Origin of the sequence: Streptomyces mesophilus (genome assembly GCF_011044995.1) — a bacterium.
Lineage (GTDB): Bacteria > Actinomycetota > Actinomycetes > Streptomycetales > Streptomycetaceae > Streptomyces > Streptomyces mesophilus.
This window is the reverse complement of the sequence record NZ_JAAKZW010000035.1, coordinates 20327-44631: the sequence shown is the minus strand read 5'-3', so window position 1 is coordinate 44631 and position 24305 is coordinate 20327. Positions and strand designations below refer to the sequence as shown.

General features: G+C 71.3%; 16 protein-coding genes. 5 read left to right on the top strand and 11 right to left on the bottom strand.

Annotated elements, in window-relative coordinates; genetic code table 11:
• Positions 1 to 129: 129 nt before the first annotated feature.
• The 4 genes from G6045_RS12280 to G6045_RS12265 all read right to left on the bottom strand — a co-directional run bounded on the left by G6045_RS12280 (position 130) and on the right by G6045_RS12265 (position 4752).
• Positions 130 to 975, bottom strand: coding sequence for a 2,3-dihydro-2,3-dihydroxybenzoate dehydrogenase (locus tag G6045_RS12280; protein ID WP_165331927.1), 846 nt, complete (start codon positions 973 to 975; stop codon positions 130 to 132).
• 178 nt (positions 976 to 1153) lie between these two features.
• Positions 1154 to 2134, bottom strand: a complete 981-nt coding sequence (locus tag G6045_RS12275) for an ABC transporter substrate-binding protein (RefSeq protein ID WP_165331926.1) — start codon at positions 2132 to 2134, stop codon at positions 1154 to 1156.
• Positions 2135 to 2239: 105 nt separating this feature from the next.
• Positions 2240 to 3607 carry an enterochelin esterase domain-containing protein gene (locus tag G6045_RS12270; protein ID WP_165331925.1) on the bottom strand — a complete coding sequence of 456 codons (1368 nt, stop codon included), beginning with the start codon at positions 3605 to 3607 and terminating at the stop codon, positions 2240 to 2242.
• Complete coding sequence (locus tag G6045_RS12265; RefSeq protein WP_165331924.1) at positions 3604 to 4752, bottom strand: nucleotide disphospho-sugar-binding domain-containing protein; 1149 nt, start codon at positions 4750 to 4752, stop codon at positions 3604 to 3606. The genes G6045_RS12270 and G6045_RS12265 overlap by 4 nt, the downstream gene beginning before the upstream one ends.
• 165 nt (positions 4753 to 4917) lie before the next feature.
• On the opposite strand from G6045_RS12265, the gene G6045_RS12260 reads away from it, so the two are divergent.
• From G6045_RS12260 to G6045_RS12250, 3 genes are read left to right on the top strand one after another with little or no spacing between them, the layout of a single operon-like run.
• The gene (locus G6045_RS12260; protein ID WP_165331923.1) at positions 4918 to 8718 is read left to right on the top strand and encodes an ABC transporter ATP-binding protein; all 3801 of its coding nucleotides are present in this window, start codon (positions 4918 to 4920) and stop codon (positions 8716 to 8718) included.
• Positions 8715 to 9779 carry a FecCD family ABC transporter permease gene (locus G6045_RS12255; RefSeq protein ID WP_165331922.1) on the top strand — a complete coding sequence of 355 codons (1065 nt, stop codon included), beginning with the start codon at positions 8715 to 8717 and terminating at the stop codon, positions 9777 to 9779. The genes G6045_RS12260 and G6045_RS12255 overlap by 4 nt, the downstream gene beginning before the upstream one ends.
• Positions 9776 to 10861: a FecCD family ABC transporter permease gene (locus G6045_RS12250; protein ID WP_328707740.1), complete on the top strand. Its 1086-nt coding sequence runs from the start codon at positions 9776 to 9778 to the stop codon at positions 10859 to 10861. The genes G6045_RS12255 and G6045_RS12250 overlap by 4 nt, the downstream gene beginning before the upstream one ends.
• A 91-nt stretch (positions 10862 to 10952) precedes the next feature.
• Here G6045_RS12250 and G6045_RS12245 read toward each other — a convergent pair whose 3' ends face one another.
• Entirely contained in the window at positions 10953 to 11819 is an 867-nt protein-coding gene (locus G6045_RS12245) for a LysR substrate-binding domain-containing protein (RefSeq protein WP_165331921.1), read from the bottom strand.
• A gap of 191 nt (positions 11820 to 12010) precedes the next feature.
• Here G6045_RS12245 and G6045_RS12240 point away from each other — a divergent pair, with 191 nt between their 5' ends.
• On the top strand, positions 12011 to 13087 hold the full coding sequence (locus tag G6045_RS12240) for a bile acid:sodium symporter family protein (RefSeq protein WP_165331920.1): 1077 nt from the start codon (positions 12011 to 12013) through the stop codon (positions 13085 to 13087).
• Here G6045_RS12240 and G6045_RS12235 read toward each other — a convergent pair.
• Both G6045_RS12235 and G6045_RS12230 read right to left on the bottom strand, forming a co-directional pair.
• Positions 13023 to 14267 (bottom strand): DUF4185 domain-containing protein, encoded by a 1245-nt coding sequence (locus tag G6045_RS12235; RefSeq protein ID WP_165331919.1) that lies wholly within the window; start codon positions 14265 to 14267, stop codon positions 13023 to 13025. The two genes, G6045_RS12240 and G6045_RS12235, sit on opposite strands and share 65 nt — an antisense overlap.
• Before the next feature lie 11 nt (positions 14268 to 14278).
• Positions 14279 to 16144 (bottom strand): sialidase family protein, encoded by a 1866-nt coding sequence (locus G6045_RS12230; RefSeq protein ID WP_165331918.1) that lies wholly within the window; start codon positions 16142 to 16144, stop codon positions 14279 to 14281.
• Between the two features lie 243 nt (positions 16145 to 16387).
• On the opposite strand from G6045_RS12230, the gene G6045_RS12225 reads away from it, so the two are divergent.
• Positions 16388 to 18424, top strand: a complete 2037-nt coding sequence (locus G6045_RS12225; RefSeq protein ID WP_165331917.1) for an NAD(+) synthase — start codon at positions 16388 to 16390, stop codon at positions 18422 to 18424.
• A 78-nt stretch (positions 18425 to 18502) separates the two neighbouring features.
• Here the strand turns inward: G6045_RS12225 and fdhD are convergent, their stop codons facing one another.
• The 4 genes from fdhD to G6045_RS12205 all read right to left on the bottom strand — a co-directional run bounded on the left by fdhD (position 18503) and on the right by G6045_RS12205 (position 24259).
• A complete protein-coding gene (gene fdhD, locus G6045_RS12220; protein ID WP_165331916.1) occupies positions 18503 to 19366 on the bottom strand; it encodes a formate dehydrogenase accessory sulfurtransferase FdhD in 864 nt (287 codons plus the stop codon).
• A 6-nt stretch (positions 19367 to 19372) separates the two neighbouring features.
• Positions 19373 to 20245 carry a 2Fe-2S iron-sulfur cluster-binding protein gene (locus G6045_RS12215; protein ID WP_165331915.1) on the bottom strand — a complete coding sequence of 291 codons (873 nt, stop codon included), beginning with the start codon at positions 20243 to 20245 and terminating at the stop codon, positions 19373 to 19375.
• An 11-nt stretch (positions 20246 to 20256) separates the two neighbouring features.
• Positions 20257 to 22176 (bottom strand): NAD(P)H-dependent oxidoreductase subunit E, encoded by a 1920-nt coding sequence (locus G6045_RS12210; protein ID WP_165331914.1) that lies wholly within the window; start codon positions 22174 to 22176, stop codon positions 20257 to 20259.
• A 115-nt stretch (positions 22177 to 22291) separates the two neighbouring features.
• A complete protein-coding gene (locus tag G6045_RS12205) occupies positions 22292 to 24259 on the bottom strand; it encodes a molybdopterin oxidoreductase family protein (protein ID WP_206343637.1) in 1968 nt (655 codons plus the stop codon).
• Positions 24260 to 24305: the final 46 nt, after the last annotated feature.

The following is a 24305-nucleotide window of genomic DNA, read 5'->3' as shown; positions in this document are numbered from 1 at the left end:
GGGAGAACGGGACCGGCGTTGTCAGTGGTCGCCGATAGCCTGATAGGGGCTCGGCCCCCGGGAGGGCGGGGTCTGTCCGGCGTACGGGGAGCGGGGACTTGGCCGTCGTGCGCTCGCCCCACGACCACGTCAGACCCGCAACGTGGCACCGCCGTCCACGTACAGGTCATGCATCGTGATGTGCCGGGCCCGGTCGGAGACCAGGAACGCGACGGCCTCCGCGATGTCGACCGGGTCGGCGATCCGGCCGAGGGGGATGCCCACGCGGTAGCTGGCGGGGTCGCCGTCGACGACGCGCCGCGTGGCCGCCTCGTCGGGCTCCGTCCACAGCTGCCGTTGCATCGCGGTGTTCGTCGAGCCGGGTGAGACGACGTTGCAGCGCACCTGGGCGCGGGCGAGTTCGAGGCCCAGGCATTTGGTGAACATGGTGGCCGCCGCCTTGGACGCGGCATACGCCGCCATCGAAGTGCGCGGCACTCCGGCCGCGTTGGACCCCACGGTCACGATGCTGCCCGAGCGGCGCCCGGCCATCCGGCGGGCGGCGGCGCGCGAGGTGTGGAACACGCCGTCGGTGTTCACCGCGAAGGTCTCGGCCCAGTCGGTGTCGGTGAGTTCGACGACGGGCGCGGGGCGCAGGATTCCGGCGACGTTGACGAGGATGGCGAGCGGGCCGAGCGTGCGCTCCACCTCGTCGACCAGGGCCTCGACGGCGGTGGCGTCGGTGACGTCCACCGCGCGGGCGACCACGTCGCCGCCCGCGTACGGGGTGCCCGTGTGCGAGCCGCCCGCCTGCGAGGTCCCCGCGAACGAGGCCCCCGCGAACGAAGCCTCGACCTCCTTGACCGCGACGGGATTGCGGTCCACGGCCACGACGCGCGCGCCCCGTTCGGCGAGGGCGCGGGTCACGGCTTCTCCGATGCCCTGTCCGGCGCCGGTCACCAGGGCGAGGCGCCCTTCGAGTTCCCTCTCGGTCACAGCACAACCCTCTCCCGTTGACTTAGGTAAGGCTAACCTAACACGTCTTGATCGGGGGGTGCAGCCCGCCCCGGGCGGATGAACTGCCCCGCGGGAGCGGCCAGTTGTGCGCGAGCCCAACCGCGCGCGGCCGCCCGGGACGTGAAGTCCGGGGCGGCCGTACGAAGGGTGTCGACGGTCAGCCGACCAGGGCCTCGGTCACGTCGGCGAGCACCGTGCGGGCCGCGAGGAAGCCGCCCGCGCTGTTCCACGCGGACCCCTCGATGACCACGACGTGGCCCGCCTTCTCGGCCTTGAGCTTCGTGAAGTTGGGGACCTTCTTGGCCTCGGCGTAGGCCTTCTCGCTCGCGGCCTTGTCGCCGAGCGCGCCGAAGAACAGCCAGTCGCCGTCGATGGTGTCGAGCTTCTCCAGGCTCACCGGCTCGCTGTGGCCGATGCTCTCGCCCTGCTGGTCCTTCGGCCGGGTCAGACCGAGCGCGGACAGCGTCGAGCCCACGTGCCCCTTGCCCTTGCCGACGACGGAGGGGGCGCCGTTCTGCCAGCGGATGACGCTGCTGACGGCTGCGGCGTTCTTGCCGAGCTCGCCCTTGGTCTTGGCCAGGTCGGCGTCGAACTCGGAAAGCAGCTTGTCGGCGTCGGACTTCTTGTTCAGGGCGTCGGCGGTGGCGCTGAACGCCTTCTTCCAGTCCTCGTTCAGCTTGGCCGTGACCACGGTCGGAGCGATCTCACCCAGCTTGTCCAGGAAACGCTTGGAGCCGGTGGTCTCGTCGAGAAGGATCAGGTCGGGCTGGAGCGTGGCGAGCTTCTCCAGATCCGGCTCGGCGATCGAGGCCACGACCTCGGCCTTGGCCGCCTTGTCGGCGAGGTAGGTGGACACGCCCTTCTGGCCGCGGCCCGCCGTGGCGCCGATCGGCTCGATGCCGAGGGCGAGGGCGGCGTCGAGGGTGGGCTCGCTGAGCGTGACGACCTTCATGGGGTCGGCCGGCACCGTGACGCTCTTGCCGTTCGCGTCGGTGATCTTCCGGGTGTCCGAAGAGCCGTTCTTCGCCTGCTCCTTGCCGCCGTTCTTGTCGTCGCTGCCGCAGCCCGTCAGCACGAGGGCGCCGGCGAGCGCGGCGGCGGTGAGGGTGGCTGCGGTGCGGGGGCGGTGGGAAAACATGGGTGGGGACTCCTGTTTGTGGTGCTTCGTAAGGAATGAAAGGGATGTAAGGAATGAAAGAGATGTAAGGGGTGGAATGAGGTGGTCCTACGGGGAAGGTGCGGGTCAGTCGGCCGGGCCGAGGGTTGCCGCCAGTCCGTCGGCCAGGCAGCCGCGCCAGCAGGCGTAGTCGTGGCCGCCGTTGTACTCGGTGCGGGTCACCGGGTAGCCGAGCGATGCGAGTGCGGTGTGCAGGGTGCGGGCGTCGCCGACCATGCGGCCCTCGTGCAGGCCCACGGCGAGCCGCACCGACACAGGGCGCCGCTCGGCCTCCGCGAACAGGGAGACCAGCCAAGGCGTCTCGGTGGAGACGGTCTTGGGCACGCCCTGCGGCAGACCCGGTCGCCACCAAAGTGAGGCGGACTGGGCCAGTGCGTGGCCGAAGCGGTCCGCTCGGGTGTGGACGGCGTACAGGGCGGTGACGCCCCCCAGGCTCTGGCCCGCGATCACGGTCCTGGCCGGGTCGGTGGTCAGCGGCCAGCGGTTCGCCGCCCACGGCAGTACGAGGTCGGCGAGGAAGGAGACATAGGCGTCGCGGCCGCCCAGGTCGCCCCAGCGGGTGGGGTTGTCCACGGCGTCCGGCGCGAGCACGGCCAGCGGGGGTACGGCACCGTCGGCGATCAGCGCGTCCAGCGTGTCCTGGAAGCCGAGTTCGCCGAACCACATGTCGCCGTCGCACAGCACCAGGACGGGCAGCTCGGCAACCGGATCCGGATCCGCTGCGGTCGTGGCGCCCCGGTCCGCAGCCGCGGCCTGGTCGATCCCGGGTGGCAGATAGACCCACACGTCCCGCTCCCCGTCGAGCGCCCCGCCCGGCCTGCGGTGCCGTTCGACCGTGCCGCGCGCGATGCCCGCGCGCCGTCCGGCCCAGGGCTGGGCCGGAGCGTCGGGCAGGGCGAAGACGGAGGCGCCGGCGGGTGACCAACGGGTGGGCAGGGCAGCCGGGTTGAGCGGGTCGGGTGCCGCGTACCGGGACAGGCCGCGCAGCCGCTCCTGGAGCAGTCGCGGATCGGCGGGCGGCTCGCCGGGGTAGACGTCGGCGGCCAGCTGATAGCTGCCGCGGTGATCGGCGCGCAGTTTCAGACCCAGGTGCCAGATGTCCGTGTCCGGAATCCGCCGCAGCAGGGAGGCCGCGAGGTGTTCGCGGTCGGCCAGCCGGTTGCCGAGCAGCAGCACCTGCTGTGTGGCGCGGTGGCCGCGCCACAGGAACGTGACCGCGCGGTGCCCGGGTTCGCCGTCGAGCTCCTCGACCAGCGGGGTGCCGCGGCGCTCCGCCGCCGCCCAGAACTCGGCGACGATCCGGTCGCGTTCGGCCGTCGACGAGGCCTCGGCGAGCCGGCGGGTGAGCCGTTCGACGGCGGGTCCGGTCAGCGGGTGCGGCCGTACGTCCGCGTCGGTCAGCTGCGGGCCCACCAGGGGTATCGCGACGCTCATCGCAACGCCCCCTGGGTGCTGGCGAGTTCGACAAGGCGTGGCACGGTCTCGGCGGGGCTGGGCATGCCCGCCATCTCGCGCGCTGTCTCGCGGGCGGCGTCCCGCAGACCGTCGTCGGTCAGCAGCCGTTCGACGAGCTTCGGGGTGAGGTCGCCGGGCCCTTCGGGTACGAGGCCGCAGCCCCGGGCCCGTACCGCCGCGGCATTGGCCGGACGGTCGGCGCCCTCGCCGAGGACGATCTGCGGCAGGCCGGAGTCGAGCGCGGTCAAGGTCGTGCCCGCCCCGCCGTGGTGGATGACCGCGTCACAGGCGGAGAGCAGCGCGCCGAGCGGGATCCAGTCCACCGGGCGTACGTTGTCCGGGAGTTCACCGAGGTCGCTGAGGTCCGCGCCCCCGAGGGCGAGTACGAACTCGGCCTCGCTCTCACGGGCGGCGTCGATCACCCACTGCACGGGCGAGACCCCGTCGACCACCGGGCGTACGGTGCCCAGGGTCACGGCGACCCGGGGGCGGTCGCGTGGTGCGAAGAGCCAGGAGGGCAGTGCGGCGCCGCCGTTGTACGGGACGTACCGCAGGAACCAGCGGCGCGCCTCGTCGGTGACGCTCATGCTCGGCGGGGTGACGTCCAGCCATGCGGATACGGGGCCGGGGCCGGACAGTCCGTGCCGGGCGTAGGCGCCGGCGAGGGCGTTGTTCATCATGCCGACGTGCGCCGAGGTGTGCCCGAAGCCGACCGCGTGCAGCACCGAGGGGACACCGAGGCGGGCGGCGACGAGCTGGCCCACGACCCCGTTCGGCGTGTGGACGACCAGGTCGGGGCGCCAGTGCTCGGCGACCTCCACCATCCGGTCGGCCATCTCGTCGCTGAAGAACGAGAAACCCTTGCCCTTGGGCGGTGCGGTCCGCTCGCCAGGGGAAGGCGGCTTACGGCCCTGACGATCCTTCTCCATCTGCGCGTACAGGGCATCGGGGTCGATACCGGGCGCACAGTCGACGGCGAGGAGTCCGGCTCGCTCGGTGTGCCCGACGGCGGCACCGCACGTACCCCACAGGACGTCGTGACCTGCGGCACGCAGGGCGTGTGCCAGCGGAACCATGGGGTAGAGCAGTCCGAAGAAGGGCGGACCGGCGAAGAGGACGCGCATCGCTCCCGCCTTCCTGGCTTGACGAGGCGTCAAGTCCTGTTGTGTGGGGGCCTGTTGACGGCGGGCCCGTCGAGAAATGGGCACATGTCCGTCACCTGGACGGACGGCCGGGGCGAAGGACCCGCGGCGTGACAAGGCGAGGTTAGCTTAGCCTAAGCTAACCTCATGTCTACCGGATCCCCCCATGGCACCGGAGGGCTGCGCCGGCCCTTGGTCGCCTGCCGCAGTCACCCGGGTCTGCTGACCGCCGTCCTGCTCAGTTCCGTGTTCGGAACGGGCCTCGAGGCGTTCGGCCCCCTGCTCACGGGCCTCGCCGTGAACGACGCCATCGCGGGCCGCACGGACCGCGTCGTCGTGCTCGTCGCCGTGCTGTGCGCTCTGGCCGTGGTCCAGTTCGGGGCCGAGTTCACCCGCCGCTTCTACGCGGGGAAGCTGGCGCTCGCCGTCCAACACGATCTGCGGACCCAGGTGTTCGCCTCGGTGCAGCGCTACGACGGCGTCAAGCAGGACTCGTTGCGCACTGGGCAGGTGGTCTCGCGCGCCAACAGCGATCTTCAGCAGATCCAGGTGCTGCTCGGCATGCTGCCGATACCGGTGGGTGTCACCGCCCAGTTCGCCGTCGCGGCGGCGGCGATGCTGTGGCTGTCGGCGCCCCTCGCCCTGGTCGCCCTGACCGTCGTACCGGCGCTCGCCCTGCTCGCGCGGCGCAGCCGCCGCCGGGTCGGCCCGGCCACCCGGCAGGCGCAGGCGCAGGCGGCCACGATCGCCGAGCACGTGGAGGAGACGGTCACCGGCGTACGTGTCGTCAAGGCCTTCGGTCAGGAGCAGCGCGAGACCGACCGGCTCGCGCGGGCGGCCCGTGCCCTGTTCGGTCGCCGCGTCCGACTCGCCCGTATCCAGGCCGACTCCGCGGCGTCCATGGCGGTGCTGCCGCCGGCCGGCCAGGTCGCGCTGCTCGCGCTCGGCGGCTGGCTCGCGCTGCGCGGCAGTATCGACATCGGTACGTTCCTCACGTTCGCCGGATACCTCACGCTGCTCGCGGGCCCGGCCCGGCTCTTCGCCAACTTCACCGTGACCGCGCAGCAGGCGCGTGCCGCGGCGGAACGGGTCTACGAACTCATCGACGCCGCACCGGACATCGTGGACGACCCGCGCGCTCCGGATGTACCGGACGGGCCGCTCGGGGTCGAACTGCGCGACGTCACCTTCGGATACGCCCCCAGCGACCCGGTGCTCAAGGACTTCTCGCTCACCGTCCGGCCGGGCGAGACCGTGGCCCTGGTCGGGCCGCCCGCGTCCGGCAAGTCCACCGTGTCGCTGCTGCTCAGCCGGTTCTACGACCCGCAGTCGGGCAGCGTGCTGGTGCGGAGTGCGGCGGACGTCGCGGTCGGGACGGGTGGTGCCGAGTCCGGGAGGGATCTGCGGGAGCTGCGCCTCGCCTCGCTCCGGCGCGCCGTCGGCACGGTCTTCGAGGACCCCTTCCTCTTCTCCTGCTCGGTCCGCGACAACATCGCCCACGGCCACCCCGAGGCCACCGACGCCGAGGTGAGGGCGGCCGCCGAGGCCGCCGGCGCGCACGGCTTCATCAGCGAACTGTCCGACGGATACGCCACCTTGCTCGGCGAGCGCGGCCTCGGCCTCTCCGGCGGCCAGCGCCAGCGGATCGCCCTCGCCCGGGCCCTGCTCAGCGCGCCCCAGGTGCTGGTACTCGACGACGCCACCTCGGCCGTGGACCCCGCCACCGAGGCGGCCATCCAGGACGCGCTGCGCACCGTGGCGGCCGACCGTACGACCGTGCTCATCGCCCACCGCCGTTCCACCCTGGCGCTCGCCGACCGCATCGCCGTCCTCGACGCCGGACGCCTGGTCGACATCGGCACCGAGGCCGAACTGGCCGACCGCTGCCCGCTGTTCGCCGAACTTCTGGCCGGAGCCAGCGGCTCCCTCGACGAACGGACCCGCCCTGCGGACGCATCGGCCGACGGGACGACCGCGGAGCTGTGGCCGAACGGCCCGACAGCGCAGGAGCCAGGGGAGCCGGAGAAGTCGGAGGACCCCGGCCTCGACGAGAAGGACCTGCGCGCCCCCGACCCCCGGCTCTCCCTCGGCAGGCTCCTGCGCCCCGTGCGGGCCGCCCTGCTCGTGGGCCTCGCCCTGCTCGCCGCGGACTCCCTGGCCGCCATCGCCCTGCCGATCCTCGTACGCCATGGACTCGACGACGGCGTCAGCCGGGACAGCGCGGGCGCCCTCACCGTGTGCGTGCTGCTCGCGGCAGGCGCCGTCGGGCTCGGCTTCCTCGCGTACCGCGCCCAGGCGCGCGTGACGCGCCGGGCCGGTGAACGCGTCCTGTACGGCTTGCGCGTGCGGGTCTTCGCCCATCTGCAGCGCCTGGGGCTCGACTTCTACGAGCGCGAGCGCGGCGGCCAGGTGATGACCCGGGTCGTCAACGACATCGACGCCCTGTCGCAGTTCCTGCAGACGGGCCTGCTCACCTCCGTCGCCTCCCTGGCCACGCTGACCGGCGCGGCCCTGGCCATGGTGGTGGTCCACCCGCCGCTCGCCCTCGCCGCACTCGGGCTGCTGCCGCTGGTGCTCGCCGCCACCGGGGTGTTCTGGCGGCTGTCCTCGGCCGCGTACGACGAGGCCCGCAAGCGCATCGGCGCGGTCAACTCCAGCCTCCAGGAGAACGTCAGCGGGCTGCGCACCTCCCAGTCGCACTCCCATGAGCAGGGCGCGTCCCGCGAGTTCGGGGAGCTGTCCGACGCCTACCGGACCGCACGCCTGCGGGCCCAGCGCTATGCCTCCGTCTACTTCCCGTCCATCAACTTCGCCGCCGAACTGTCCCGGGCGCTCGTCCTGTTCGTGGGCGCGCACCGGATCGCCGACGGCGACCTCAGCCCCGGTGTGCTCGCGGCCTTCCTGCTCTACCTCGGCATGTTCTTCTCGCCGCTTCAGCAGCTCTCCCTCGCCTTCGACGGCTACCAGCAGGCCTCCGTGGGTCTGCGCCGCACCATGGAACTGCTGCGCATCACCCCCTCCCTGCCCGAGCGGAGCGCGGAGGCGCCGCTGCCCGAACGCCTCACCGGAGCAGTGGAGTTGGACGCCGTCGCCTTCACCTACCCGGGCGCCGAACAGCCGTCGCTGCACGACACCACGCTGCGCATCGCACCCGGCGAGACGGTGGCGCTCGTCGGCACCACCGGCGCCGGCAAGTCCACGGTGGTCAAGCTCCTCGCCCGCTTCTACGACCCGGACCGGGGCAGTGTCCGTGTCGACGGCCATGATCTGCGCGACTGGGCCCCGTCCGGCTACCGGCAGCTCATCGGCTATGTCCCGCAGGAGGCCCACCTGTTCACCGGCACCGTCGCCGACAACATCCGCTACGGCAGGCCGGACGCCTCCGACGCCGAGGTGGAGGCGGCCGCCCGCGCGGCCGGCGCCCTCGAGGCCGTCGCCGCCCAGCCCTACGGCTTCCATCAGCCGGTACGCGAAGGCGGTACGTCCCTGTCCGCGGGACAGCGCCAACTCATCGCCCTGGCACGGGCGGAGCTCGTCGACCCGGGGCTGCTGCTGCTCGACGAGGCGACCGCGTCCCTGGATCCGGCGGCCGAGCAGAGCGTGCTCGATGCCACCCGGCGCCTGGCCCGCAAGCGCACCACGGTCGTCGTGGCGCATCGCATGAGCACCGCCGCACGGGCCGACCGGATCGTCGTCATCGACCGGGGGCGCATCGCCGAACAGGGCGGCCACACCGAACTCCTCGCGGCAGGCGGCCACTACGCCCGCATGTGGCAGCACACCACGGGCACGGCGCCCCGGCCGGACGAGCCCGGCCTCGGCGACGTATCGCATCCGACGGACGTACCGGAGCCGACCGACGTACCGCGGCCGGCAGGCCCACCGCATCCGACCGACGTACCGCAGCCGAGGGACGCCATGACTCCAGCATCGGAGAGTGCCCGATGACCGCGGCCCCCGCCGCCGCCCCCGCCGTCACCACCAACCTGGCGGATGGCGAAAGACCCCGGAAGGGCACCCGGCTTTCCGTGCGCCTCGCGGGCCTGCTGCTCGGCCTTGTGCTGCTCGCGGCCGCCTTCGCGCTGAGTCTCGCGATCGGTACCAAACAGGTCCCGCTCGGCGAGGTGTGGTCGGCCCTTGCCGACCCGGTGGGCAGCAAGAACGACGCCATCGTGCGCGAACTGCGGCTGCCCCGCACCCTGATCGGCCTGGCGGCGGGCGCCGCCCTCGGGGTCGCGGGCGCCGTCATGCAGGTGCTCACCCGCAACCCCCTCGCCGACCCCGGACTGCTCGGCGTCAACGCGGGCGCCTCCGCGGCCGTGGTCACCGCGATCAGCGTGTTCGGGATCGGCTCCTTCACCGGCTATCTGTGGTTCGCCCTCGCGGGCGCGGCCGTGGCCGCCGTCATCGTCAACGCGCTCGGCGGCAGCCGCGCCGCCACCCCCGTACGTCTCGCCCTGGCGGGCACGGCGGTCAACGCCGCCCTGTTCGGCTATGTCAACGGGCTGCAACTCGTCGACCTGGACGCCCTGGAGACCATGCGGCACTGGGCGGTCGGCACACTCGCCGGACGCTCCATGGAGCTGCTCACGACAGCCCTGCCCGTGATCGGGGCCGGCATCGCGCTCGCCTTCCTGCTGGCCCGCCCGCTGGGTGCGCTGGCCCTCGGCGACGACTCCGCGCGGGCGCTCGGCGCCCATCTGGGCCGTACGCGCGTGCTGTCCATCGTCGCGATCACCCTGCTGTGCGGCGGGGCGACGGCGCTGTGCGGGCCCATCGGCTTCATCGGGCTGATGATCCCGCACGCGACGCGCGCGTTCTGCGGCTCCGAACCACGCTGGCTGCTGCCCTATTGCGCGGTGTACGCACCGGCCCTGCTGCTCGTCTGCGACGTACTCGGCCGGGTCGTGGTGCCGCCCTCCGAGATCGAGGTGGGCGTGGTCACCGCGTTCATCGGCGGCCTGATCTTCATCCACCTGGTGCGTCGGCGGAAGGCGGCCCAACTGTGACCTCCACCAAGATCTCCCCGGCTCCCCGACCTGCCGAAGCCCCGGCCCCCGTCGTCCGCGGCTACGTCCGCAGAGGCGCGTGGTCGCTGCGGTTCGACCGCAGGGCCCTGCTCGTCTGCACGCTCCTGGCCGCACTCGGCGCGGTGGTCATGCTGTTCGCCATCGGCACGGGACGCTTCGCCCTCACCCCGTGGGAAGTGGTGCGGACGCTGGCCGGACAGGGGCCGCCCGGAGCCGAGTTCATCGTCATGGACCTGCGGCTGCCCCGTGCCCTCGACGGGATACTCGTCGGCTTCGGGATGGGCATGGCCGGCGCCGTCTTCCAGTCGCTGACCCGCAATCCACTGGGCAGTCCGGACATCATCGGCTTCGGCAACGGCGCGTCCGCGGGCGCACTCGTCGCGATCATCCTCTTCGACTCGGGCATGGCCCAGACGGCCCTCGGCGCGGTGGCCGGCGGCTTCGCCACGGCGATCGCCGTCTACGTCCTCGCATGGAAGCGCGGTGTGCACGGCTACCGGCTCGTCCTGATCGGCATCGGCGCCTCCGCCGTGCTCGGCTCGGCCACCAGCTACCTCTACGTACGGGCGGAGATCGGCAAGGCGGCGCAGGCGGCCAGTTGGATGGTCGGTTCCCTCAACGCCCGCGGCTGGAACGACGTGTGGATCGCCGGGTTCTCGCTGGCCGTGCTCGTCCCGGTCACCCTCCTGTACGCGCGCCGGCTGACCATGCTCGAGATGGGCGACGACACGGCGGCCGCGCTCGGCGTGCCGCCCGAGCGCACCCGCCTGGTGCTGCTCGCGGCCGGCACCGGCCTGACCGCGATGGCCGTGGCGGCGGCCGGACCGATCCCGTTCGTCGCGCTCGCGGCGCCGCAACTGGCCCGGCGGGTCACGCGCTCGCCCGGCCCGAACGTGCTGCCCGCCGCATGGATGGGCGCCGTACTGGTCTGCGGCGCGGACCTCGTCACCCAGCGGATCACCAGCTCGGCCCTGATGCCGGTCGGCGTGGTCACCGGCGTCGGCGGCGGCATCTACCTGAGCTGGCTGCTGCTGCGCGAGCGCAAGTCGGGGCGCCTGTAGTGGTGCTGCACTCAGCTGTACCTGTAGTGGTGCACTCAGCTGTAGTGGTGCATTCAGCCCCGGCTGCGCGCACTCAGCTGTAGCGGTGCACTCAGCCCCTGCTGCGCAACCGGTCCCCGCTCGCCAGGATCGCCGAGGCCAGCGCCTGCGCCGCCTCCTGCGTACCGGTCCCGCGATGGCGCCCCTGCAACAGGACGAAGTCCACCGCGCCCAGCTCCGGCAGCCCACCGCCCCGCAACCGCACAAGCCCCGGCGGGATCAGCCCTCGCGCGTGCGCCATCACGCCGAGGCCCGCGCGGGCCGCCGCCACCAGGCCGTTGAGGCTGCCGCTCGTACAGGCGATGCGCCAGGCGCGGCCCTGTTGTTCCAGGACGTCCAGGGCGCGGGCGCGCGTGATCCCCGGCGGGGGAAAGAGGATCAGCGGGACCGGTCGGTCCGGGTCCAGGCGCAGGCCCGGTGCGCCGATCCAGGCGAGCTCGTCGCGCCACACCATCTCGCCGTGCCGGTCGTTCGGGCGGCGCTTGGCGAGGACCAGGTCGAGCGCGCCGTCCGCGAGCTGTTCGTGGAGGGTTCCGGAGAGCTCGACCGTGAGCTCGAGGTCGACCTCGGGGTGCTCGTGCCGGAAGGTTTCGAGCGTCTCCGGGAGGCGGGTGAGGACGAAGTCCTCCGAGGCGCCGAAGCGCAGCCGCCCGCGCAGCCGAGTGCCCGTGAAGAACGCGCTCGCGCGCTCGTGCGCCTCCAGGATCGAGCGCGCGAACCCCAGCATCGCCTCGCCGTCCTCCGTCAGCTCGACGCTGTGCGTGTCCCGCGTGAACAGCGCCCGCCCGGTCGCCGCCTCCAGGCGCCGTACGTGCTGGCTGACCGTCGACTGGCGCAGCGAAAGGCGGCGCGCGGCCTGGGTGAAGCTCAGGGTTTGCGCCACGGCGAGGAAGGTACGCAGGTGCACCGGGTCGTACATACGCCCAGCGTAGACGGTTATCGCGGATCGCGATGACAGTAAGTGCTGTATGCAGGATTCCCGATTTCGGTGATCAGGAGGACGATGGAGAGGGCACGTACCGCGCCTCACCGGGGAGCGGGAAACGTGCCGCACCAGCGAGCAGGAAGCGCGCCCCACCAGCAAGCCCCCCACCTTGGAGCACCACGCAAGTGAAACGCCCCGCCTGGCCGAAGCGGCTGCCGATCGACCCGTACATCCTGGCGCTCCTCGCCACCGTGGGCGTCGCCGCGCTGTTCCCGGCCCGCGGGACCGGTGCGGACATCGCGTCGGGCGGTGCGACCGCGGCGGTGGCGCTGCTGTTCTTCCTGTACGGAGCCAGGCTCTCGACCCGTGAGGCCGTCGACGGGCTGCGGAACTGGCGGCTGCATCTGACGGTCGTGGCGTGTACGTTCGCGCTCTTCCCGCTGCTCGGCCTGGCCGCCAAGGGCCTCGTGCCGTACGTCCTGACCCCTGCGCTCTACAGCGGCTTCCTGTTCCTGACCCTGGTGCCGTCGACCGTGCAGTCCTCGATCGCGTTCACCTCCATCGCGCGGGGCAACGTACCGGCCGCGATCTGCGCGGGGTCGTTCTCGTCGCTGATCGGCATCTTCCTCACGCCCCTGCTCGCCGCGGTGCTGATCGGCGGGCAGGCCGGGTTCTCCGCCGATTCGCTGGTGAAGATCGTGCTGCAGCTGCTCGTGCCCTTCGTGGCCGGGCAGCTCCTGAGGCGCTGGGTCGGGCCGTTCATCGCCCGGCACAAGAAGGTGCTCGGATACGTGGACCGCGGCTCGATCCTCCTTGTCGTCTACAGCGCCTTCAGCCTCGGCATGGTCGAGGGCATCTGGAGCCAGGTCACCCCGCTGCGGCTGCTCGCGCTGCTCGGCGTCGAGGCCGTGCTGCTCTCGGTGATGCTGACCGTCAGCTGGTTCGGGGCGAAGCGGCTCGGGTTCAGCCGCGAGGACCGGATCGCGATCCAGTTCGCCGGCTCCAAGAAGTCCCTGGCCGGCGGACTGCCCATGGCGAGCGTCCTGTTCGGGGCACATGCCTCCCTCGCCGTACTGCCGCTGATGCTCTTCCACCAGATGCAGCTGATGGTCTGCGCGGTGATCGCCAAGCGGCGCTCGCGCGACCCCGAAGTCCTCGCCCAGGACGGTCTCGCGGGACCCGAGGCCACCGGGTCGGCTACGGCGCCGGCTCGAGACGCAGCCGTACGAACCGCGGCCGGTACAGGGACACGTTCCGGCTGATGTGCGACTCCGCCACCCGCGGGGCCGCGTCCAGCCAGTTCACGTCATAGCTCAGGGCCAGGCCCTTCCCGCCCAGGTCGGGGTGGATCTGGGGGTTGTACGCGGCGGTGTCCTGCTCCGGCGCCGCGTCCTCGGGGAGGGGCGGCTCGAAGTCCCGGGTCGGCCCGTGCCACGGACCGTGCGGCGCACACGCCCAGTACGAGCTGATGCTGCGCAGCCCCTTCGTCCCGGCGGCCATCGTGAACAGCACCCAGGTCCCGTCCTGCCGTACGACCGTGAACGCGCTGCCCACGCCCTTGCGTTTGCCGTCCCCGAGCACGGGCCGCGCCTTCTTGCTGCTCGCGCTCCAGCCCTCGCCGTCCCAGTAGCGCCAGGCGCTGGGCTCGGCCAGGCGGCCGCCCGGCACCCGGGCCAGGTAGGCGTGGGATGCGGGGCGCAGGGCGGCCTTGCCGTCGTTGCCGCCGTAGACGTAGGTGTAGCCGTCCTCGGAGACGGCCGTCGTGCCGTAGAGGACGCGCCGGGACGGGTCGGGTACGGAGTTCTGGTCCAGGATCCGTACGACCCCCTCCAGACGCAGATCCGGGAGCGAGAGCGTGGCCACCTCGGTCGCCGTCGGCACCCCGAAGATCCAGGGTGCGGGCGCCGACGCCCGGGTCCACAGGAGCACCCGGACGACCTGTTCGGGCGAGCCCGGCGAGCGCTCCTCGACCTGGGCGGCCACCGGCCACCGCCACTGCTGAGGGGCCGGATCGGGGAACAGCGGGGCGGGCAGGGTCTGTTCGAGCCGGCCCGACGGGGACATCACCACCGCACTGTTGCGCAGGAAGGGGGCGCCGGCGTCGCGCCAGGGGTAGGGCTGCCCCGACAGGTTGGGCGGCTGGTGCACCTGGCCGAGATAGCTGTCCGAGAACAGCCACAGGATCCGCCCGTCGGGAAGCCGTACCGAATGCGTACCGTCGCCGCCGGTCCAGTCGTCGGCGCGGGCCGCGTCGTTTCCGTACCGGGCGAACTCGGCGGTGGTCGCCTCGTCCGCGGACCACGAGGCGACCACCGAGCCGTCACAGACCTCATCGCCCTGCCGGTCGTTGTCCGGCAGGGCGATGAGCAGCACGGCCGCGCAGGCCAGCGCGAGCAGGACGACCAGGACATAGCGTGTGCTCGGCTTCCCCGCTGCGGACATGGAAGGCGACGCTAGTTGCTGTGGCTGATCCGGTCCATGGGCAGCCACAGGATCGCGTCCCGTGCGGACGACGAAGCCAGCTCCTCGTCGCTCAACAGGCCCTCGTGGACCCGTACTTCGTCGAGGGCTCCGGTGAAGTGCGCCCGCGAGTCCAGGCGCTGGCCGAGGTGCACACCGAAGCCTGAGGTGCGGCTGGCCGTTCCGGGGATGTCGGCCACCGTGGTCTTCACGCCGTCGACGGTCAGCGAGAACTCGCCGCCGCCGCGCCGGAGGACCGCCTGATGCCACTGCCCGTCGTTGTACGCGGACGAGGTGCGCGCCGCCGCCGACTTCACGGGGGTCATGCCTTCGCGTGTGGTGATCAGGGCGCTCACCCGGTTCTGCTCGGGCTCGCCGCGCAGCCACACCTGCGGCTGGCCGGTGCCGATGCCGCCCATCCAGAGCATCGGCTGCTCACCGGTGGTGGCGTCGTAGCGGAACCACACGCTCGCGGTGAAGTCCTTGGTGCCGAGCGGCAGTTCGCGGCGGTACGGCAGGCGTACGGCGTCATCGGTGCCGTCGAAGGCGATCGCCTTGCCGAAGCGTCCGTCCGTCTCACGGGCCCCGCCGAGCACCGACGCGTCCGCGGCGCCGCGCGCCCGGTCCGCGGTCTTCGGGTCGGGGCCGCGGCGCGGCTTCAGCCAGTCCTCGGTGAAGCGCGCGAACCGGATCTCGTCGCGCGCGTCCACCGCACCGCCCTCGTACATCAGGCCCACGGTGTCCTCGTCCGCGAGCACCATGTCCGAGTAGCCCGACCAGTCGGCCGTGACCTGCGTACCGCGGTCGACGCCGTCCCAGGTGCGGCCGCCGTCGTACGAGGAACGCACCATCATCGTGCGCCGCCGGTCCGGATCCGCCGGGCAGGCGAACAGCATCCGGCCCTTGAACTGCAGCGTGGAGCCCTGCGCTTGGGGCGCGTAGAGGTCGGGGACGGTCGTGAACGGTGTCACGAACGTGTCCCCTCCGTCGCGGCTCACCGTATGCGTACGGTGCCCGAGGTCCGTGCCGTCCTGCTCGCGGCCGTTGACGTAGACCGAGCCGTCGGGCCGCTCGGTGAGCGCCATCTCGCTCGGCTTCTGCCGGAAGGTGCCGTCCTTCGCGGAGATCGGATACGAGTCGGTCGCGCCGATCTTCCAGTTGTCGCCGCCGTCGTCGCTGGTGATCAGGGCGGCGTGGTTGGCGGTGACGCGGGAGCCGTCCCAGGTCTCGGTGTTCACGCCGAAGACGAGGCGGCCCTTGTGCTTGCCGCGGCTGAGCTGGATGCCGTGGTGCGGTCCCGTGGCGTACCAGGAGTTCCAGTGGCCGGGCAGCAGCTGGTCGCTCAGATCGCGCGGCGTCGACCAGGTGCGGCCGTCGTCGTCGCTGTGCTGCATGTGCGGGGTGCGGTCGCAGGGGACCGTGCAGTTCTTCCCGTCGGTGCGGCCCGTGTTGTACGTCTCGGCGAGGACGATCCGGCCGGTCTCGCGGTCCACGATCGGGGCGGGGTTGCCGTGGGTGTCGCCGTTGCCCTCGTTGATCACTTGGAGCGGGCCCCAGGTGCGGCCGCCGTCGGTGGAGCGCTTGAGGACGAGGTCGATGTCGCCGGAGTCCGAGCAGTCGTTCACCCGGCCCTCGGCGAAGGCGAGCAGGGTGCCCTTCGTGGTCTTCACGATCGCGGGGATGCGGTAGCAGGCGTAGCCCGGGTCCTGGGAGGCCTTGAAGAGGATCTGCTGCTCGAAGGCCGGGGTCGCGGCGTTCTCGGCCTCCGGGGCCGCGGCCGAGATCAGCCCGGGTATCAGGAGTGCGGCGAGTGCGGTGACGACGGTGGGTCTGAAGCGTGCGCGATGTGGTGCCGGCATGCGGGTCTGCCCTTTCTGCGGGTGCGAATGGGGAGGTGCCGGGTGCGTAGCTGCCCAAACGGACATCAGACGTAGGACGTCCAATGTCCAAGCCCCAGACGGTACTTGGGGGTGCTCACGCCTCACAAGGCGCGTGCACGCCTTTGTTCCGGATCGGCCACGCGGCCCCTCGGATTGGGCAGCAGGGCAGGTCGGGGGGAGGATGGGGGCGACAGTACGTCCGTCGAGTCGGGGAAGGCCGCGTTGAACTTCTGGTCCATCTACAGCCAAGGCTTCGCACGTATCGCCGCTTGCACGGGCCATACGTATATCGCCGACCCGCACGCCAACGCGGACGCCGTTCTGCGGCAGGCGCGGGAGTGCGCCGAGGACGGGGTGGCCGTCGCGGTCTTCCCCGAGCTGACCCTCACCGGGTACTCGATCGAGGACCTGCTCCTCCAGGACGTCGTCCTCGACCAGGTGGAGGCGGCCCTTCAGGAGGTCGTCGCCGGGTCCGCCGAGCTGCTCCCGGTCCTCGTGATCGGCGCCCCGCTGCGCCACCGCCACCGCATCTACAACTGCGCGGTCCTGGTGCACCGCGGCCGCATCCTCGGCGTCGTACCGAAGTCGTACACGCCGAACTACCGCGAGTTCTACGAGCGCCGGCAGATCGCGGACGGCGACGACGAGCGCGGCGGGACGATCAGGATCGCCGGCCAGGAGCTGCCCTTCGGCACGGATCTGCTGTTCGCCGCCGACGACGTTCCCGGGCTCGTCGTGCACGCCGAGGTCTGCGAGGACATGTGGGTGCCGGTGCCGCCCAGCGCCGAGGCCGCGCTCGCCGGCGCGACCGTCCTCGTCAACCTCTCCGGCAGCCCGATCACCGTCGGCCGCGCCGAGGAGCGCAAGCTCCTGTGCCGCGCCGCCTCACAGCGCTGCCTGGCCGCGTATGTGTACTCGGCCGCCGGACCGGGGGAGTCCACCACGGATCTCGCCTGGGACGGCCAGACGATGATCTACGAGAACGGGTCGCTGCTCGCCGAGACGGAACGCTTCCCCGACGGCGACCGGCGCTCGGTCGCCGATGTCGACCTCGACCTGCTGCGCCAGGAGCGCATGCGGATGGGCACCTTCGACGACAACCGCCGCGTCCACGGCGAGCGCACCGCCGCCTTCCGGCGGATCGCCTTCCGCCTCGACGCACCGACCGGGAACCTCGGCCTCAAGCGCCGCCTCGAGCGCTACCCCTTCGTGCCCGCCGACGCCGAGCGCCTCGCGCAGGACTGCTACGAGGCGTACAACATCCAAGTCGCCGGTCTCCAGCAGCGGTTGGCCTCGATCGGCAACCCGAAGATCGTGATCGGTGTCTCCGGCGGGCTCGACTCCACGCACGCGCTGATCGTGGCGGCCCGTGCCATGGACCGGGCGGGCCGGCCCCGTACCGACATCCTCGGCTTCACCATGCCGGGCTTCGCCACCGGCGACCACACCAAGGGCAACGCCCACCGACTGATGAACGCGCTCGGTGTGACGGCCGCGGAGCTGGACATCACCGGCACCGCCCGGCTGATGCTGGACGAGATGGACCACCCGTTCTCCGAGGGCGAGCCCGTCTACGACGTGACGTTCGAGAACGTCCAGGCCGGGCTGCGCACCGACTATCTCTTCCGGCTCGCCAACCAGCGGGGCGGCATCGTGCTCGGCACGGGCGACCTGTCGGAGCTGGCGCTCGGCTGGTGCACGTACGGCGTCGGCGACCAGATGAGTCACTACAACGTGAACTCCGGAGTGCCGAAGACGCTGATCCAGCACCTGATCCGCTGGGTGGTCAGCAGCGAGCAGTTCGACGCGGAGACGGCCGCGACGCTGACCGCCGTGCTCGACACCGAGATCAGCCCCGAGCTGGTGCCCGGTGAGGAGCTGCAGTCCACGGAGTCGAAGATCGGCCCGTACGCGCTGCACGACTTCACGCTCTTCCACGTACTCCGCCATGGATTCCGGCCGTCGAAGATCGCCTTCCTGGCGTGGCACGCGTGGCACGACGTGAAGGCGGGCGCGTGGCCGCCCGGCTTCCCGGACGACAAGCGCGGCGCTTACGACCTGCCGGAGATCCGCAGCTGGCTCGAGGTCTTCTGCAAGCGCTACTTCGCCTTCGCCCAGTTCAAGCGCTCCGCCATGCCCAACGGCCCGAAGGTCTCCCACGGCGGCTCGCTCTCCCCGCGCGGCGACTGGCGCGCGCCTTCGGACAGCACGGCGGAGGCTTGGCTGCGGGATCTGAAGCGGATCGACGAGGCGCTGTAAGGCTGGGGCCCGGCCCGGCGCAGGGGGCGCTCCCCGCCGGTGCCGGGCCCCGCCCGTCGTGCAGCGGACCGCGGTCGCTCAGCTCGTCGAAGCCGTCGCCTCGAGGGCCAGGCGATGCTCGCCCGCGTACACGTTCATGGAGTCGCCGCGCAGGAATCCGACCAGCGTGAGGCCGGTCTCCGCGGCCAGGTCGACGGCGAGCGAGGACGGTGCCGAGACCGCGGCGAGCACCGGGATGCCCGCCATCACGGCCTTCTGCGCCAGCTCGAACGACGCGCGCCCCGAGACGAGCAGCACGGAGCGGGACAGCGGAAGGCGCCCTTCCCGCAGCGCGCGTCCGACGAGCTTGTCGACCGCGTTGTGCCGGCCCACGTCCTCGCGTATGTCGACAAGGTCGCCGTCCTCGGTGAAGAGCGCGGCGGCGTGCAGGCCCCCGGTCCGGTCGAAGACCCGTTGTGCTTCCCGCAGCCGGTCGGGGAGGCGGGCGAGCAGTCCGAGATCGAGACGGACCGGGGGAGCGGTGTCCCCTTGCGTGTCGTCGATCGGCCAGCGCGCGGTGGTGCGTACGGCATCGAGCGACGCCTTTCCGCACAGGCCGCACGAGGACGTCGTGTAGACGTTGCGCTCCAGGGTGATGTCGGGGATCACGACATCCGGAGCGGTCTTCACATCGACGACGTTGTACGTATTGGACCCGTCGGCGGTCGCGCCCGCGCAGTACACGATCGACTGCAGTTCCTCCGCGGCGCCGAGCACCCCCTCGCTCACGAGGAAGCCCGCCGCGAGCGCGAAATCGTCGCCCGGGGTGCGCATCGTGATGGCGAGCGGTTTGCCGTTGAGCCGGATCTCCAGAGGTTCCTCGGCGACCAGGGTGTCCGGGCGCGCGGAGATCTGTCCGCCCCGCACCCGGATGACCCGGCGCCGCTGAGTGACGCGTCCCATGAGTGATCAGTCCCGGTTCTGTACGTGCTGGTAGCCGAAGCGGCCCTTGATGCAGAGATTGCCGTGGGTCACCGGGTTGTCGTGCGGCGAGGTGACCTTGACGATCTCATTGTCCTGCACGTGCAGCGTGAGATTGCAGCCCACTCCGCAGTACGCGCAGACCGTGGTGGTCTCGGTCTGCTGGGACTCGTCCCAGGTGCCCGCCTCGCGCATGTCGTACTCGGACTTGAAGGACAGGGCGCCCGTCGGACACACCTCGATGCAGTTGCCGCAGTACACGCACGCCGACTCGGTGAGCGGTCCGTCGTGCTCGACGGCGATCCGGGCGTCGAAGCCGCGGCCCACGACCGAGATGGCGAAGGTGTTCTGCCACTGGTCGCCGCAGGCGTCCACGCACTTGTAGCAGAGGATGCACTTGTCGAGGTCGCGGACGTAGAGGTCGTTGTCGATCTTCGGGTCCTCGTTGAGCCGCGCCGCGTCCGGACCGAAACGGTCGGGCTTCGCGTCGTACTCCTTGATCCACTCCTCGACGCGGGGCGTGGTGGAGAGGTCCACGGACGACGCGAGCAGCTCGATCACGATCTTCCGGCTGTGCCGGGCCCGCTCGGTGTCCGTCCTGACCGTCATGCCCGCTTCGGCCTTACGGGAGCACGCGGGCGCCAGCGTACGGGCGCCCTCGACCTCGACGACGCACACCCGGCAGGCGTTCTTGGGCCGCAGCGTGTCGCCCTCGCAGAGCGTCGGGATGTCCTTGCCCTCGGCCCGGCAGGCCTCCAGGATCGTGGACCCCTCCGGGACGCGGACCTCCTGGCCGTCCAGAGTGAACTCGATGAGCCTGCGCGGCAGTCCGAGCGGAACGGCGGACGTGTTGCGTGGCATGGCCGGTGCTGTCATTCGTACGCTCCCAGACGGTCGATGGCCGATTCCACGGCGCTGAACGCGGTCTGTCCGAGACCGCAGATCGAGGCGTCCTTCATGGCCGCCCCCACTTCCCGCAGGAGTGCGATGTCGTTCGCGGCGGCCGCTCCGGTGCGGTCCGCGATCCGGTGCAGCGCCTCCTCCTGCCGTACGGTGCCGACGCGGCAGGGCACGCACTGGCCGCAGGACTCGTCACGGAAGAACTCGGCGATACGGAGCAGCATCCGCGGCAGCGGCACGCTCTCGTCGAGCGCCAGCACCACACCCGAGCCGAGCGTCGTGCCCGCCTCGCGGGTGCCCTCGAACGTGAGCGGGATGTCCAGCTCGTCGGCCCGTACGAAACCCCCCGCCGCGCCACCGAGCAGCACCGCCTTCAACCGCTCGGGCGGGCCCGCGAGTTCGAGCAGATCACCGAGCGTCGCACCGAACGGCAGCTCGTAGATCCCGGGCTTCTCCACATTCCCGGACACGCAGAACAGCTTCGGTCCGGTCGACTTCCCCGTGCCGATCGCCGCGAACGCCTGCGCGCCCATCGTCAGGATCGGCAGCACGTTGACCAGCGTCTCGACGTTGTTCTCGACGGTCGGCTTGCCGAACAGGCCCTTCTCCACCGGGAACGGGGGCTTGGAGCGCGGCTCGCCGCGATAGCCCTCGATGGAGTTGAAGAGCGCCGTCTCCTCACCGCAGATGTACGCGCCCGCGCCCCGGCGTATCTCGATGTCGAAGTCGTAGCCCTGGCCCATGATGTTCTCGCCGAGCAGCCCGCGCGCACGGGCCGTCTCGATGGCGTTCGTCAGACGCTCCAAGGCGCGCGGGTACTCGCCGCGCAGATAGAGATAGCCCTGCCTGGCACCGATCGCATAGCCGGCGATCGTCATCGACTCGATCAGCGAGTACGGATCGCCCTCCATGATGACCCGGTCCTTGAAGGTGCCGGGCTCGGATTCGTCGGCGTTGCAGACCAGGTAGTGCGGGTGGTCCGGCTGGGACGCGGTGGCCCCCCACTTGACCCCGGTGGGGAAGGCCGCGCCGCCCCGGCCGACCAGGCCCGAGTCCTTGACCTCGCGGATCACGCCCGCGGGGCCGATCGCGAAGGCCGTCCGCAGCGCCGTATAGCCGCCGTTCGAGCGGTAGTCGTCGAGGTCGTACGGGTCGACGACACCGACGTTCTTGAGCAGCACCAGACCGTCCTGGCCGGCCTGCGGGACCGACAGCGCGGCCGCCGGCTCCTCGGGCGCCGTCTCGGGCGCGGTCGCCGCGACGATGGCCTCCTCGACGGTCGCCGGGGCGATCACGGCTGTGGCGCGCGTGACGTCGGACGCCACCGGCTCACCGCCGCTGAGCGCACCCAACAGCCGCTTTCCGGGGCCCACTTGATCGGGGGCGGGAGCCCCCGCCCGTATCACCAGAGCCGCAGGAGCCCGCTCACACAGCCCCAGACAGGGGCTCTTCTCCCAGAGCACCCCCGCCCCCGACGGTGTGCCCGCCGGACCCAGGCGCGCCTCGAGACCCGCACACAGCGATGCGGAGTCCCGCGACGCGCACGCCAGGTCCGTGCACACATGAAGGACCGTCGCGGGGCGGGGCTTCATGGAGAACATGGAGTAGAACGTCGCGACCCCGTACGCCTCAGCCGGCGGGACCGTGAGCCGCCTGCACAGATAGTCGAGCGCGCCCTCGCTGATCCATCCCACCCGGTCGTTGACCGCATGCAGCCCCGGCAGCAACAGATCGCGCCGCTCCCGTGCGGCCCGTCCTCCACGTGCCCAGCGAAGGTCGGTGTCCGTACGGTCCGACGCCCCCTCCCAGGCCGACTCCGGCGGACCGAGCAGCGCGTCGATCGCTGCCCGCTCCTCATCGGTCGGCTTGCTGTCACCGAAACGCAGATCCATAGTTCTCCTACCGTGGTACGTTCCTGATGCCCCGAAAGGGGTCGGTTCGGGCTGGACCGCACCCCTCGGGGTGGAAGCACCCGCCCTCGGGCGGGGAGCGGAGTCACGTCCTGCCTCAGCTCCTGCCGGCAGTGACAGGTAGTTTCTCGATGCGGACCGCCGAGGCTTTGAACTCGGCGGTGCCCGCGATGGGGCAATTGGCCTCGATGGTCAGCAAGTTGGTGTCCACCTCGTCCGGGAAGTGCATGGTCATGAAGGCCAGTCCGGGCCTGAGCGCCGGGTCGACCCAGACGGGTGCGGTGACCGTGCCGCGCCGGGACGCGACCTTCACCTCCTCGCCGACCTGGACACCGAGCCGCTCGGCGTCCTCCGGGCACAGCTCGATGTACTCGCCGCGCCTGAGCGGTGAGGCGAAACTCCCGCTCTGCACACCGGTGTTGTACGAGTCCAGGCGCCGGCCCGTCGTCAGACGGATCGGGAAGGACTCATCGGTCAGGTCCACCGGCGGATCGTGGTCGACGAGACCGAACGCGGCGGGAGTTCCGCGCAGCTCCGGGTCGGTCTCCCAGAGCCTGCCGTGCAGGAAGCTCGACGGGAGTTTGTCCGTGTCCGGGCAGGGCCACTGCAGTCCGTGGTGCTCCTCGAGCCGGTCGTACGTCATGCCGAAGTGGTCGGGGGACAGGGAGCGCAGCTCGTCCCAGACGGCCTGCGAGTCCGCCCACTTCCACTCATGGCCGAGGAGGCCCGCGATATCGCAGATGATCTCGATGTCCTCGCGCGCCTCGCCGGGCGGTGTGAGAGCCGCTCGTACGCGCTGAACCCGCCGCTCACTGTTGGTCGTTGTGCCGTCCGTCTCGGCCCAGGCGGCCGTCGCGGGAAGGACCACGTCCGCGAGTTCGGCGGTCTTGGTGAGGAAGATGTCCTGGACGACGAGGTGGTCGAGCGCCTTCAGGCGGCGCAGGGCCTGCTCGCTGTCGGCCTCGGACTGGGCCGGGTTCTCGCCGATGCAGTAGACGGCCTTGAGCGTGCCGTGGTCCATCGCCTCGAACATATCGGTGAGCGTCATGCCGTACTTCGGCTGGATCACCACGTCCCAGGCGGTCTCGAACTTGGTGCGGTGGGAGACGTCGAGGATGTCCTGGAAGCCGGGCAGCCGGTTAGGGATGGCGCCCATGTCGCCGCCGCCCTGCACGTTGTTCTGGCCGCGCAGCGGCTGCACGCCCGCGCCCCAGCGGCCGACGTGGCCGGTGAGCAGGGAGAGGTTGATCAACGCCCGTACGTTGTCGGTGCCGTTGTGGTGCTCGGTGATCCCGAGGGTCCAGCACAGCTGGGCGCGTTCCGCGCTCGCGTAGGCGTGGGCGAGGTCCTTGATGGCGGCCGCGGGGACGCCCGTCACCTTCTCGGCGAGCGAGAGCGTCCAGGGTTCGACCAGCTTCTTGTAGTCCTCGAAACCGGTGGTGGCCCGGTCGATGAACGACTGGTTGTGCAGCCCGGCCGCGATGATCTCGCGCCCCACCGCGTGGGCGAGCGGGATGTCGGTGCCGACGTTGAGCCCGAGCCAGCTCTCCGCCCACTCGGCGGTCGAGGTGCGGCGCGGGTCGACGGCGTACATCCTGGCGCCGTTGCGTATCCCCTTCAGGACGTGCTGGAAGAAGATCGGGTGCGCGAAGCGGGCGTTGGAGCCCCACATCAGGATGAAGTCGGTGTGCTCCACCTCCTCGTACGAGGACGTGCCGCCGCCCGATCCGAAGACCGCGGAGAGGCCGGCCACGCTCGGGGCGTGACAGGTGCGGTTGCAGGAATCGACGTTGTTCGTGCCCATCACGACGCGGGTGAACTTCTGTGCCACGTAGTTCATCTCGTTGGTGGCGCGGGCGCAGGAGAGCATGGCGAAGGAATCGGGGCCGTGGTCGATCCGGCTCTGCCGGAAGCCGCCCGCCGCCTTCGCCAGTGCCTCGTCCCAAGTCGCCCTGCGCAGTGGCCCGTTCTTCTCGTCGCGGACCATGGGATGGGTGAGCCGGCTGTACGTCTTGGGAGTTCGGTCTCGCTTCTTCACGCTGAGCTCCTCATGCCTGTATTGCATACAGTATTCTGTCGCCTGTGTTCCAACGGAAGCCTCTTGCAAGGGG